Here is a 12,621-nt window from a genome sequence, read left to right on the forward strand (position 1 = left end):
AGCGGTGCGCCGCGCCATGGTGGCGCGCGTCGCGCGCCAGGGCGTCTCGGACCCCAAGGTGCTGGCCGCCATGGAGACGGTGCCGCGCCACCTGTTCATCGAACCGGCCCTGTCGGCCCAGGCGTACATCGATGCGTCGCTGCCGATCGGCCACAACCAGACGATCTCCCAGCCCTACATCGTCGCGCGCATGATCGAAGCGATGCGCGCCGGCGGACAGCTGGAACGCGTGCTCGAGATCGGCACCGGCTGCGGCTACCAGGCCGCGGTCCTGTCCTTCGTCGCGAAGGAGGTGTATTCGATCGAGCGTATCAAACCCTTGCACGAGCTCGCGAAGACCAATTTGCGGCCCTTGCGTATTTCCAACCTCCGTTTGCAGTACGGCGATGGTATGCTTGGCATGCCCCAGGTGGCGCCCTTCGATGGCATTATCCTGGCGGCTGCCGGCCTCGAGGTGCCCCGGGCACTGCTCGAGCAGCTGGCCATCGGGGCGCACCTCGTCGCGCCCGTCGGCGGGCAGGTCCAGCACCTGCACCGCATCACGCGCACCGGCAAGAGCGAGTGGTCCAGCGAGACGCTGGAAGCCTGCCACTTCGTGCCGCTGCGTCCGGGCACCGTATAACGGTGTCCCGCCGTCTGTGGACCAGAACCTAGAATGACAATGAAACAAGCACCTCGTTTAGCACTTCTGACGATAGTCCTCGGCCTCGTTGCCGGCTGTACTTCCACCACCCGCCAGGCGCCGATCGTCGAGCGCACCCCGGCTGTCCAGACCCGCCCGGCGCAGCCGCGCGTCGAAGAGCCGAAGCAGGACGAGAAGGGTATGTACACCGTGCGCAAGGGCGACACCCTGCTGCGCATCGCCCTCGACCATGGCCAGAACTACCGCGACCTGGTTGCCTGGAACAACCTGCGCGATCCGGACGACATCAAGGTCGGCCAGGTCCTGCGCGTGGCCGAGCCGGAAGGCAAGAAGACCGCGGGCGTGACCACCCAGCCGGTGCCGATGCCGCCGCCGGCCACCCAGCCGCCGCGCAAGACGACGCCGCGCGCCGACAAGAAGCCGTACAGCGAGACCAATGTCGCCGAGGCGCAGAAGGAAGCGGCGCCGCGCCTCGAGCCGACGCCGCCGCCCACTCCGGCCGTGGCTGCCGCGCCCAGCGTGACCGCGACCGATGACGACAAACTGAGCTGGATGTGGCCGTCCGACGGCCGCATCATCGCCACTTTCGACGAAGGCCGGAACAAGGGCATCGACATTGCCGGCAGGATGGGCCAGCAAGTGGTGGCCGCCGGCGCGGGCAAGGTAATGTATGCTGGCAGCGGCATCCGGGGTTATGGTAACCTCGTGATCGTCAAGCACAGCAACAGCCTGTTGTCGGCCTACGCGCACAACCGCAAGATTGTGGTGAAGGAAGGCGACAACGTGGCCAAGGGCCAGGTGATCGCCGAGATGGGCGATTCCGACGCTGAACTGGTCAAGCTGCATTTCGAAATCCGCCAGCAGGGCAAACCCGTCGATCCATCGAGGTTCTTGCCCGGCCGATAGGAAGGGTATGACGCAAGAGCCGCACTCGCCAGACCAGGATGTGACGGACGAGTTTCCGGATGAACCGGAACGCGAGGGCGAGCTTGCGGCTGACGGCAACACCGCCGAGGGCATGTTGCCCGGCACCCCAGAAATCGACACGGTCGACGAGCTGCGCAAGGTCTTGCAGGCCGAGCTCGCGACCGATACTACCCAGCACTACCTGAACCAGATCGGCGCGCGGCCACTGCTGACTCCGCCTGAAGAGGTCCACTTCGCCACCTTAGCCAAGGCGGGCGACTTCGACGCGCGCCAGAAGATGATCGAGCACAACCTGCGCCTGGTCGTCTCGATCGCCAAGCACTACATCAACCGCGGCGTGGTGCTGCTCGACCTCATCGAGGAGGGCAACATCGGCCTGATGCGGGCGATCGACAAGTTCGAGCCCGAGCGCGGTTTCCGTTTCTCGACCTACGCCACCTGGTGGATCCGCCAAAGCATCGAGCGCGCCATCATGAACCAGGCGCGCACGGTGCGCCTGCCGGTGCACATGGTGCGCGAGCTGAACCAGGTCCTGCGCGCCAAATACCACCTCGAAGCCCAGAAGCACGACGGCAAGGACGCCTCGGCCGAGGATATTTCCAGCCTGGTCGGAAGGCCGGTGGAAGAGGTGCAGGACATCCTGGCCCTGTCCGAGCACGCGGCCTCGCTGGATGCGCCGCTGGACAACGATCCCCAATCGAGCCTGATGGACATGCTGCCGGACGAGGCCGAGGACAGTCCGGATGTGCGCGCCGAGCAGCACGAGGTGACGGTTTTGGTGCGCGACTGGCTCGCGCGGCTGCCGGACAAGCAGCGCCTGGTGGTGACGCGGCGCTTCGGGCTGGACAACGACGATCCGGCCACGCTCGAGACGCTCGCCGAGGAGATGGGCGTGACGCGCGAGCGGGTGCGGCAGATCCAGCAGGAGGCGCTCATCAAGCTCAAGCGGGCGATGGCGGCGCGTGGGGTATTGCGGGATTCGTTATTGTGAGTTAGCGGTGTGCGTGCAAACTTGGGTTCCGGCCTTCGCCGGAACGACGTGCATAAGCAACCACAAACTGCAGATATCACCACTAACCTAAAAACCGTCGCACGCGCCACTGGCGCCTACGACTCCCGGCGAAGGCCGGGACCCAAGTTCAACATCGCACGAGCAGCCGCCTGCCCCGGTAGCGCCCACCCCAATTCCTTGCTATGATGCCCGCCGGGCCGCTTCCGGCCATTTTTTATTTGTGACTCCCCGCGCAGCCAGCCCTGCGCCCATTCCCATTTCGCCTTCACCATGCAAGAAACTTTCATCGACATCAAAGCCCTTGACGGCGACGCGCGCGGCGTCGGCCACCTGGAAAACGAGGACGGCACGCCCGGCAAGGTGATCTTCGTCGAAGGCGCGCTCCCCGGCGAGCGCGTGAGCTTCGAGACCCTGCGCAAGAAAAAGAACTGGGAATCCGGCCGCCTGGTCACCCTGCAGCGCGCCTCGTCGATGCGCGTGGAACCGAAGTGCCAGCACTTCGGCTACTGCGGCGGCTGCTCGATGCAGCACCTGGAGCCGTCGGCCCAGGTCGCCATGAAGCAGCGCGTCCTCGAGGATAACCTGTGGCACCTCGGCAAAGTGAAGGCCGAAACCATCATGCGCCCGATGTACGGCCCGACCTGGGACTACCGCTACCGCGCGCGCCTGTCGGTGCGCTACGTGGCCAAGAAGGGCGGGGTGCTGGTCGGCTTCCACGAGCGCAGCTCGTCCTACGTGGCCGACATCACCACCTGCGAGATCCTGCCGGACCACGTGGCGAAAATGCTGGTGCCGCTGCGCGAGCTGGTCGGCGCGCTGTCGATCTACAACCAGATGCCGCAGATCGAAGTGGCGATCGGCGAGGAAACCACGGTGCTGGTGCTGCGCATCATGGCGCCGCTCACCCCGGCCGACGAAACCCTGGTGAAGGCCTTCGCCGACCAGTGGAACATCCAGTGGTGGCTGCAGCCGAAGGGCCCGGACACCGCCTATCCGTACTACCCGGAAGGCAAGGAGCTGTACTACACGCTGCCCGAGTTCGGCATCAGGATGCCGTTCAAGCCGACCGACTTCACCCAGGTGAACCACCACATCAACCGCGTGCTGGTGTCGAAGGCGCTGCGCCTGCTGGAAGTGCAGAAGACCGACCGCGTCGCCGACCTGTTCTGCGGCCTGGGCAACTTCACCCTGCCGCTCGCCACCCAGGCGCGCGAAGTCGTGGGCATCGAAGGCAGCACCGCGCTGACCACCCGCGCGCTGGACAACGCCAAGGCCAACGGCGTGTCGGGGAAGACGAGCTTCTACACCCGCAACCTGTTCGAAGTGACCAAGGATGACCTGGTTGCGCTGGGCAAGTTCGACCGCATGCTGATCGACCCGCCGCGCGACGGCGCCATGGCCCTGGCCCTGGCGCTGGCGGAGCTGCGCGAGACGCACGAGGACATGATGCCGCAGCGGATCGTGTACGTGTCCTGCAGCCCGTCGACCCTGGCGCGCGATGCGGGGATCCTGGTGCACAAGGCGGGTTACGTGATGAAGAAGGCGGGCGTGGTGAACATGTTCCCGCATACCTCGCACGTCGAGTCGGTGGGGGTGTTCGAGCTGGGGCCGAAGCCGGTGAAGGGGGCTGACTTTGACGAGAATGCTGTTGTGATTGCGGAGCAGGGCGAGCAGCAGTAAGCGTTGCGTCTGTTAAAACGTGCGTTGAACTTGGGCGGAACAATGCCGGTGGCATTGTTCCGGCCTTCGCCGGAACGACGGTTCATGTGCTGACACTAACAGCGAAAGCTGCCGCTAACCTTAAGACCGTCGCACGCGCCACTGGCGCCTACGACTCCCGGCGAAAGCCGGGACCCAAGTTCGCAGCGCAGCCAAAGCGCTTCCTTGCGCCACTTAAGCATAAAAAAACCGGCCCTCAGGCCGGTTTCTTTTCAGGCAACTAGAACCGCTCAGTCATCCCCGCCCGCAATACCCAGCAGGCGCAGCAGGCTCGTGAAGATGTTGTACACGTCCAGGTAGATCGCCAGGGTCGCGGTGATGTAGTTGGTCTCGCCGCCGTTGACGATGCGCTGCACGTCGAACAGGATGAAGGCCGAGAAGATACCGATCGCCAGCACCGAGATCACGATCGACAGCACCGACATCTGCAGGAAGATGTTGGCCACCGCGGCCAGGATCAGGACGATCACGCCGGCCATCAGCCAGCTGCCCATGCCCGAGAAATCGCGCTTGGTGGTGGTGGCGATGCTGGCCATCACGGCGAACACGCAGGCGGTGCCGCCGAAGGCGGTCATGATCAGGCTGCCGCCGTTCGAATAGCCCAGGGTGTGGCGCAGGAGCGGGGTCAGCATCAGGCCCATGAAGAAGGTGAAGCCGAGCAGGAAGGCCACGCCGGCCGCCGAGTCCTTGGTTTTCTCGATGGCAAACATGAAACCGAACGCGATCGCCATGAAGATCACGAAGCCCATGATGCCGCTGAACATAGGCAGCTGCATCGATACGCCGATATAGGCGCCCAGGACGGTCGGGATCATCGACAGCGCGAGCAGCCAGTACGTGTTGCGCAGAACTTTGTTGCGCGACGCTACCTGGCCACCTTTGGTCAGGTCGATGGTACGTTGCTGTTGCGTACTAGGGAACATATTGCCTCCGGTTGAGTAAAGGATGCCTCAGGTTCAGCATAGCCCAGCCAGCTTAAATCTGCATGAAACAGGCAAAGAAGCACGTGCTGGTAGAAACGACAATGAAACTGGGCGATTTTTCGCCGCCACTGTAACACTCCGCTTGCCTTGGCCGCAATAGCCTCTATATGGGGGATATATGGTAAAATTAAAGGTTGATTGAGTTCCAAAGTTCTAACGAATTTCTCGATTCTAACCTTTCTTTTTATTGGAGTTTTTACAATGGCAATCGAACGCACCCTGTCCATCATCAAGCCGGACGCAGTTGCAAAAAACGTGATCGGCCAAATCTACAGCCGCTTCGAAGGCGCTGGCCTGAAGATCGTTGCTGCCCGCATGGTGCAACTGTCGCGCGCTGAAGCCGAAGGCTTCTACGCCGTGCACGCTGCTCGTCCGTTCTTCAAGGACCTGGTCGACTTCATGGTCTCGGGCCCGGTCATGATCCAGGTGCTGGAAGGCGAAAACGCCATTGCCAAGAACCGCGAACTGATGGGCGCAACCGACCCGAAGAAGGCTGACGCCGGCACCATCCGCGCCGATTTCGCCGACTCGATCGATGCCAACGCCGTGCACGGTTCGGACGCCGCCGAAACCGCCGCCGTGGAAATCGCCTACTACTTCCCGGCACTGAACGTCTACTCGCGTTAATTGGCGCGGGGACCAGTGCCCCGAGCTAATTGTTAGAGTAAACCCGCTCGCCCGAGTCCTCGGGACTGCGCGAGCGGGGAATTTGAATTAAGGACAACATCATGACGACTCTCACCAACTTGCTGGACTTCGATCCCGCGCAACTCGTCGCTTACTGCGCCGAATTGGGTGAGAAGCCGTTCCGCGCCAAGCAGCTGCAGCGCTGGATCCACCAGTTCGGCGCAGCTGACTTCGACAGCATGACCGACCTGGCCAAGTCGCTGCGCGAAAAGCTCAAGACCCGCGCCGAAGTGCGCGCGCCGGGCATCATCAGCGACCACACCTCCCTTGATGGCACCCGCAAGTGGCTGGTCGACGTGGGCAACGGCAACGCGGTCGAAACCGTGTTCATCCCGGAAGAGAACCGCGGCACCCTGTGCATCTCGACCCAGGCCGGCTGCGCCGTCAACTGCCGTTTCTGCTCCACGGGCAAGCAGGGCTTCAACCGCAACCTCACGGTCGCCGAGATCATCGGCCAGCTGTGGATGGCCGAGTTCGAGCTGCGCCGCACCAAGGGCATCGAGCCAGGTCCGAAAGGCGAGCGCCAGATCACCAACGTGGTGATGATGGGCATGGGCGAGCCGCTGCTGAACTACGAGCCGACCGTCACCGCGCTCAAGATGATGCTCGACGACAACGCCTACGGCCTGTCGCGCCGCCGCGTGACCCTGTCGACCTCGGGCGTGGTGCCGAACATCGACAAGCTGTCCCAGGACGTGCCGGTGGCCCTGGCCGTGTCGCTGCACGCGTCGAACGACGCCCTGCGCGACGTGCTGGTGCCGCTGAACAAGAAATACCCGCTGCGCGAGCTGCTGGCCGCGTGCAAGCGCTACCTGGAGTTCGCCCCGCGCGACTTCATCACTTTCGAATACTGCATGCTCGACGGTTTCAACGACAGCGACGAGCACGCACGCGAACTGATTGCCCTGGTCAACGACCCGGAAGTGGGCGTGAACTGCAAGTTCAACCTGATTCCCTTCAATCCGTTCCCGGAATCGGGCCTGACCCGTTCCAAGAATCCGCGCATCAAGGCCTTCGCCCAGGTGCTGATGGACGCCGGCATCGTGACCACCGTGCGCAAGACGCGCGGCGACGACATCGACGCCGCCTGCGGCCAGCTGGCCGGCGAGGTGCAGGACCGCACCCGCGTCGCCCAGCGCATGGAGAAGATGGCCGAGTACCAGAAGAAGTTCGGCGCCGACTTCGGGCGCATCGTGGAGATTCCTTCCTGATGCGCGCCGCCGGCAGGGCCGCAACCGCGTTGCTGTTTGTGCTGCTGGCCGGCTGCGCCGGCCCGGGCGCCAATTCCGGCGGCGAGCTGAAGACCGCGTCCGACGAGACGGCGGCCGAGAAGCGCGCCTCGATCCGGGTGCAGCTCGCGGTCGGCTACTACCAGCAGGGCAAGCACGACATCGCCCTCGACGAGGTCAAGCAGGCGATCGCCGTGTATCCGGAGTATGCCGAGGCCTATGGCCTGCGCGCCCTGATCTACACGGAGATGGGGCAGCTGGCCCTGGCCGACGACAATTACCAGCATGCCCTGCGCCTGGCGCCGGGCAATCCGGGCCTGTCGAACAATTATGGCTCCTTCCTGTGCCAGTCGCTGAACAAGCCGGCCCAGGCGATGCGCTATTTCGATGCGGCCATCAAGAACCCGTCTTACCAGACGCCGGTGAGCGCCCTCGTGAATGCGGGCGTGTGCAGCATCAAGAACCGCAACATGGACGCGGCCGAGCGCTACCTGCTCGACGCCTTGCGTCTGAACCCCGAACTGCAGGCCACCAATGCCGGCCTGGCGCGGGTCTATTTCGAGCGGCGCGATTACCAGCGCGCCGGTTTTTTCATTAACCGCCTGATCGAGACAGCGACCCTCGACACGCTCCCGGCCGACACCCTGTGGCTGGCGATGCGCGTGCAGCGCAAGCTGGGCGACCGGACCCATGAAGCCAGCCTGGCTGCGCAGCTGCGCAAGCGCTTCCCCGGTTCGCAGGAGTACGCCGCGTTCGAGCGCGGGGCCTTTGATGAGTGAGACAGACAACATGAACGAGCACGCAGACCAGCCGGGCACCCCGGACAACCCCTCGGGCAACCCGGGCAAGACCCTCCAGTCGCAACGCGAGGCGATGGGCTGGACCGTGGAACAGGTGGCCGACCAGCTCAAGCTGGCGCCGCGCCAGGTGGTGGCGATCGAAGCGGGCGACTATGCTTCGCTCCCGAGCCCGGCCGTGACCCGCGGCTTCGTGCGCGCCTACGCCAAGCTGCTCAAGATCGACGCCGCGCCGCTGGTCTCGATGATCGAACTGAACATGCCGCCGCAAGCGCAGGCAGGCGCCCCGATGGCGCGCCGCGAACAGCGCCCGGCCGCCTTCAACGAAACCCGCTTCCCGATCGGCGGCAAGCGCAACCGCCTGCCGGTGGGCTGGATCGTCGGCGCGCTGGTCGTCGCCGGCGCCGTCGCAGCCGCCTGGCAGCTCGGCGTGTTCCCGGGTAATCGCCCGGCCGCCGACGCCAATCCGGCCGACGGCGTGGTGCTCGAGAGCCCGGTCGGCGCGACCGCACCTGCGAACAATGGCGTTGCTGCGCCGGGTACCGTCCAGGGCCCGCTGAACAATCCGTCCGTGCCCCTGATCTCGGTGCCGGCGCCGGCCTCCGACGCCACGACTCCGGCCCCGACCGGCGCGGCGCCGGGCACGACTGCGCCCGTCACCCCGCCGGCGGCTGCGCCGGCCACGACGCCAGCCACCACGCCGGTCACGACCGTGCCCGCCGGTACCGCGCCGGCCGCTGCGCTTGTTCCGGCGCCTGCCGCTCCGGCTGCCGCTGCTCCGGCCGCGGGCGCCAACGCCCTGGTGCTGAACGTGCGCGAGGATTCCTGGATCGAAGTGCGCCCGGCCAAGGGCGGCCGTCCGCTGATTTCGCGCCTGGTCAAGGCCGGCAGCACCGAGACCATCGAAGTCACCGAGCCGGTGAACCTGGTGGTCGGCGCGCCGACCGGCGTGAGCGCGACCCTGCGCGGCGCCGCCGTGGCGCTGCCGCAATCGCCGGGCAAGACCATCTCGCGCGTGTCCCTGAAATAACGAGCTGAATTACATGACTTCGATGAACGAACCCTGCATCCAGGATCCGATCCCCTCCGGCCCGATGGCCCGACGCGCCAGCCGCAAGGTGCTGGTCACGCACGGCCAGCGCCAGGTCTGGATGGGCGGCGACGCGCCGGTGGTGGTGCAGTCGATGACCAATACCGACACGGCCGACGTGATCGGCACCGCGATCCAGGTGAAGGAACTGGCGCGCGCGGGTTCCGAGATCGTGCGCATCACCGTGAACACGCCGGAAGCGGCGGCCGCGGTGCCGGCCATCCGCGAGCAGCTCGACCGCATGGAAGTCGACGTGCCGCTGGTGGGCGACTTCCACTACAACGGCCACCTGCTGCTGCGCGACTATCCGGAGTGCGCGCAGGCGCTGTCGAAGTACCGCATCAACCCGGGCAACGTGGGGCAGGGCGCCAAGCGCGACACCCAGTTCGCCCAGATGATCGAGATCGCCGCCAGGTACGACAAGCCGGTGCGCATCGGCGTCAACTGGGGCAGCCTGGACCAATCGCTGCTGGCCCGCATCATGGATGAAAACGCCGCGCGTGCGAATCCGTGGAGCGCCCAGGCCGTGATGTACGAGGCATTGATCACCTCGGCGATCGAGAACGCCGTGCGTGCGGAAGAAGTGGGCCTGGCGCGCGACAAGATCATCCTGAGCTGCAAGGTGTCGGGCGTGCAGGACCTGATCGCGGTCTACCGCGAACTGGCGCGCCGCTGCGACTACCCGCTGCACCTGGGCCTGACCGAAGCCGGCATGGGCAGCAAGGGCATCGTGGCCTCGACCGCCGCGCTGTCGGTGCTGCTGCAAGAGGGTATCGGCGACACCATCCGCATCTCGCTGACCCCGGAACCGGGCGGCGACCGCACCAAGGAAGTCGTGGTCGGCCAGGAGATCCTGCAGACCATGGGCCTGCGCAAGTTCACCCCGATGGTGATCGCCTGCCCGGGCTGCGGCCGCACCACCTCGACCGTGTTCCAGGAACTGGCGGACAACATCCAGACCTTCCTGCGCGAGCAGATGCCGGAGTGGAAGAAGACCTATCCGGGCGTGGAAGCGATGAACGTGGCCGTGATGGGCTGCATCGTCAACGGCCCGGGCGAATCGAAGCACGCGAACATCGGCATCAGCCTGCCGGGTACGGGCGAATCGCCGGCGGCGCCGGTGTTCGTCGACGGGCAGAAGTTCGCGACCCTGCGCGGCGAGCGCATTGTCGACGAGTTCAAGACCATCGTGCTCGATTACGTGAAGAAGAATTACAGCCGCGAGACGGCCGCACAATAAGATAACCGGGCGCGCTTGAGTTGACCCGCGCCCCCAGCACGTCATCCCCGCCTGCGCGGGGATGACGGGAGAAGAGCTAACAATATGTCCAAACCAGAAAAAATCGTCGCCATCAAAGGCATGAACGACATCCTCCCGCAAGACGCACCGCTGTGGGAGCTGTTCGAGAACACCACCGAAACGATCCTGAAGAGCTACGGCTACCAGAAGATCGTCACCCCGATCGTCGAGGAAACCGGCCTGTTCGCGCGCGCCATCGGCGCGGTCACCGACATCGTCGAGAAGGAGATGTACTCCTTCGAAGACTCGATGAACGGCGACAAGCTGACCCTGCGCCCGGAAGGCACGGCCGGCGTGGTGCGTGCGGTGCTCGAGCATAACCTGGTCTACGACGGTCCCAAGCGCCTGTGGTACAAGGGCCCGATGTTCCGCCACGAGCGTCCGCAGCGAGGCCGCTACCGCCAGTTCTTCCAGTTCGGCGCGGAAGCCGTCGGCTTCTCGGGCCCGGACATCGATGCGGAACTGATCATGATGTGCCGCCGCCTGTGGGACGACCTGGGCATCCAGAACGTGCGCCTGGAACTGAACTCGATAGGCAACGCCGACGAGCGCCTGCGCCACCGCGCGGACCTGATCGCCTATCTGGAAAAGCACGAGGACATCCTCGACGCCGAAGCCAAGCGCCGCCTGCACAGCAACCCGCTGCGCATCCTGGACACCAAGAACCCGGCCATGCAGGACATGGTCAACAAGGCGCCCAAGCTGCTCGACTACCTGGGCGAGGAATCGCTGGCCCACCTCGAAGGCCTGAAGAAGATCCTGGACCGCAATGCGGTGCAGTACACGATCAACCCGCGCCTGGTGCGCGGCCTGGACTACTACAACCGCACCGTGTTCGAGTGGGTCACCGACGAACTGGGTTCGCAGGGCACCATCTGCGCCGGCGGCCGCTACGACCCGCTGATCGAAACCTTCGGCGGCAAGGCCACCCCGGCGGTCGGCTTCGCGATGGGCATGGAACGCATCATCGAGCTGATGAAGGGCCTGGGCGAGACCGCCGCCCCGAACCAGTGCGACGTCTACATGGTCCACCAGGGCGAGGAAGCCCAGGCGCAAGCCTTCATCCTGGCCGAGCGCCTTCGCGATGCGGGCCTGGATGTTGTGTTACATTGCGCAACGCCGGCCGGCGCGGGCAGCTTCAAGAGCCAGATGAAGAAGGCCGACGGCAGCGGCGCGGCCTTCGCCGTGATCATCGGCGAGGACGAAGTCGCGAAGAGCCAGGCGGCGGTGAAAGCCATGCGCGGCGAAGCAGGCCAGCAGCAGCAGGCCAGTGTGCCGTTCGAGAATGTGGTCGACTACGTGGTCGACCAGATCGTCGGCGACCACGACCACGATCACGACCACGTGCATTACCACCCGTAACACAGAAGTAGTCAGACCGATCCACCTACCAGAAAAACAGACAAGACAATGGCATACGATCTCGAAGAACAGGAACAGATAGCGACTTTCAAGGCCTTCTGGTCCAAGTACGGCAACATCATCACCTGGGTGCTGATCCTGGCGCTCGGTTCCTACGCCGCGTATAACTTCTGGAACTCGCACAAGCGCACCCAGGCCGCCGAGGCCTCGGCGCTGTACGACGACCTGCAGAAATCCCTGGAAGCCAAGGACAACGCCAAGGTCCAGCGCGTCGCCGGCGACATCAAGACCAAGTACGAAGGCACCGCCTACGCCCAGATGGCCGCGCTGGCCGGCGCCAAGGCCGCCTTCGACGCCAGCGACCTGAAGACCACCAAGGCGCACCTGCAGTGGGCCATCGACCACGGCAACGACGAGTACAAGTCGGTCGCCAAGCTGCGCATGGCGGGCGTGCTGCTGGACGAGAAGGCCTACGACGAGGCGATCAAGCTGCTCGGCACCGACTTCCTGCCGCAGTTCGCCGCCGAAGTGAACGACCGCAAGGGCGACGTGCTGGTCGCCCAGAACAAGCTGGCGGAAGCACGCCAGGCGTACGTCGCGGCCCTGGCCGCCATGGACAAGAACAATCCGGGCCGCCAGCTGGTCCAGATCAAGCTCGAATCCATCGGCGGGACCGCGCCGGCAGAGCCGAAAGCGGCTGAACAGAAGGCGGCTGCTTAAAGTCGATGATTGAACAGGCCCGGGGGGGGGGGGGGGGGGGGCGGCGCCCCCGGGGCGGGGGCGGGGGGGGGGGGGGGGGGGGGGGGGGGGGGCGCGGGGGGGGGGGGGGGGGGGGGGGGGGGGGGGGGGGGGGGGGGGGGGGGGGGGGGGGG

The 12,621-nt window shown here is 65.3% G+C and carries 12 protein-coding genes; 11 read left to right on the forward strand and 1 reads right to left on the reverse strand.

Annotated features, from left to right (window positions below; genetic code table 11):
• The 4 genes from J8847_RS23200 to rlmD form a co-directional block, all read left to right on the forward strand.
• The coding region (locus J8847_RS23200) for a protein-L-isoaspartate(D-aspartate) O-methyltransferase (RefSeq protein WP_211527050.1) at window positions 1-622 on the forward strand (622 nt) is incomplete at its 5' end.
• Window positions 623-661: 39 nt separating this feature from the next.
• Window positions 662-1,549, forward strand: a complete 888-nt coding sequence (locus J8847_RS23205) for a peptidoglycan DD-metalloendopeptidase family protein (protein WP_211527051.1) — start codon at window positions 662-664, stop codon at window positions 1,547-1,549.
• 7 nt (window positions 1,550-1,556) lie between these two features.
• The gene (rpoS, locus tag J8847_RS23210) at window positions 1,557-2,561 is read left to right on the forward strand and encodes an RNA polymerase sigma factor RpoS (RefSeq protein WP_211527052.1); all 1,005 of its coding nucleotides are present in this window, start codon (window positions 1,557-1,559) and stop codon (window positions 2,559-2,561) included.
• A 291-nt stretch (window positions 2,562-2,852) separates the two neighbouring features.
• Complete coding sequence (rlmD, locus tag J8847_RS23215; protein ID WP_211527053.1) at window positions 2,853-4,262, forward strand: 23S rRNA (uracil(1939)-C(5))-methyltransferase RlmD; 1,410 nt, start codon at window positions 2,853-2,855, stop codon at window positions 4,260-4,262.
• Window positions 4,263-4,531: 269 nt separating this feature from the next.
• On the opposite strand, the gene J8847_RS23220 is transcribed toward rlmD, so the two are convergent.
• Window positions 4,532-5,224 (reverse strand): Bax inhibitor-1/YccA family protein, encoded by a 693-nt coding sequence (locus J8847_RS23220; protein WP_211527054.1) that lies wholly within the window; start codon window positions 5,222-5,224, stop codon window positions 4,532-4,534.
• A 261-nt stretch (window positions 5,225-5,485) separates the two neighbouring features.
• Here J8847_RS23220 and ndk point away from each other — a divergent pair, with 261 nt between their 5' ends.
• The 7 genes from ndk (at window position 5,486) to J8847_RS23255 (ending at window position 12,469) form a co-directional block, all read left to right on the forward strand.
• Window positions 5,486-5,911, forward strand: coding sequence for a nucleoside-diphosphate kinase (ndk, locus tag J8847_RS23225; protein WP_211527055.1), 426 nt, complete (start codon window positions 5,486-5,488; stop codon window positions 5,909-5,911).
• Between the two features lie 101 nt (window positions 5,912-6,012).
• Window positions 6,013-7,182: a 23S rRNA (adenine(2503)-C(2))-methyltransferase RlmN gene (rlmN, locus tag J8847_RS23230; protein WP_211527056.1), complete on the forward strand. Its 1,170-nt coding sequence runs from the start codon at window positions 6,013-6,015 to the stop codon at window positions 7,180-7,182.
• Window positions 7,182-7,979 (forward strand): type IV pilus biogenesis/stability protein PilW, encoded by a 798-nt coding sequence (gene pilW / locus J8847_RS23235; protein WP_211527057.1) that lies wholly within the window; start codon window positions 7,182-7,184, stop codon window positions 7,977-7,979. Before rlmN ends, pilW begins: the two co-directional genes overlap by 1 nt.
• A gap of 10 nt (window positions 7,980-7,989) precedes the next feature.
• Complete coding sequence (locus J8847_RS23240) at window positions 7,990-9,027, forward strand: RodZ domain-containing protein (protein WP_211527058.1); 1,038 nt, start codon at window positions 7,990-7,992, stop codon at window positions 9,025-9,027.
• Between the two features lie 13 nt (window positions 9,028-9,040).
• Window positions 9,041-10,327: a flavodoxin-dependent (E)-4-hydroxy-3-methylbut-2-enyl-diphosphate synthase gene (ispG, locus tag J8847_RS23245; protein WP_211527059.1), complete on the forward strand. Its 1,287-nt coding sequence runs from the start codon at window positions 9,041-9,043 to the stop codon at window positions 10,325-10,327.
• Between the two features lie 84 nt (window positions 10,328-10,411).
• The gene (hisS, locus tag J8847_RS23250) at window positions 10,412-11,749 is read left to right on the forward strand and encodes a histidine--tRNA ligase (RefSeq protein ID WP_211527060.1); all 1,338 of its coding nucleotides are present in this window, start codon (window positions 10,412-10,414) and stop codon (window positions 11,747-11,749) included.
• 48 nt (window positions 11,750-11,797) lie between these two features.
• Window positions 11,798-12,469: a tetratricopeptide repeat protein gene (locus tag J8847_RS23255; protein ID WP_211527061.1), complete on the forward strand. Its 672-nt coding sequence runs from the start codon at window positions 11,798-11,800 to the stop codon at window positions 12,467-12,469.
• Window positions 12,470-12,621: the final 152 nt, after the last annotated feature.

Origin of the sequence: Massilia sp. AB1 (genome assembly GCF_018119385.1) — a bacterium.
Taxonomy (GTDB): Bacteria; Pseudomonadota; Gammaproteobacteria; order Burkholderiales; family Burkholderiaceae_D; genus Telluria.

What these genes read in the sequence shown, in the direction of transcription:
- rpoS (WP_211527052.1), top strand. Translation starts at nt 1,557, where the DNA reads ATGACGCAAGAGCCGCACTCGCCAGACCAGGATGTGACGGACGAGTTT.
- rlmD (WP_211527053.1), top strand. Translation starts at nt 2,853, where the DNA reads ATGCAAGAAACTTTCATCGACATCAAAGCCCTTGACGGCGACGCGCGC.
- J8847_RS23240 (WP_211527058.1), top strand. Translation starts at nt 7,990, where the DNA reads ATGAACGAGCACGCAGACCAGCCGGGCACCCCGGACAACCCCTCGGGC.
- pilW (WP_211527057.1), top strand. Translation starts at nt 7,182, where the DNA reads ATGCGCGCCGCCGGCAGGGCCGCAACCGCGTTGCTGTTTGTGCTGCTG.
- J8847_RS23255 (WP_211527061.1), top strand. Translation starts at nt 11,798, where the DNA reads ATGGCATACGATCTCGAAGAACAGGAACAGATAGCGACTTTCAAGGCC.
- ispG (WP_211527059.1), top strand. Translation starts at nt 9,041, where the DNA reads ATGACTTCGATGAACGAACCCTGCATCCAGGATCCGATCCCCTCCGGC.
- hisS (WP_211527060.1), top strand. Translation starts at nt 10,412, where the DNA reads ATGTCCAAACCAGAAAAAATCGTCGCCATCAAAGGCATGAACGACATC.
- J8847_RS23205 (WP_211527051.1), top strand. Translation starts at nt 662, where the DNA reads ATGAAACAAGCACCTCGTTTAGCACTTCTGACGATAGTCCTCGGCCTC.
- ndk (WP_211527055.1), top strand. Translation starts at nt 5,486, where the DNA reads ATGGCAATCGAACGCACCCTGTCCATCATCAAGCCGGACGCAGTTGCA.
- rlmN (WP_211527056.1), top strand. Translation starts at nt 6,013, where the DNA reads ATGACGACTCTCACCAACTTGCTGGACTTCGATCCCGCGCAACTCGTC.
- J8847_RS23220 (WP_211527054.1), bottom strand. Translation starts at nt 5,224, where the DNA reads ATGTTCCCTAGTACGCAACAGCAACGTACCATCGACCTGACCAAAGGT.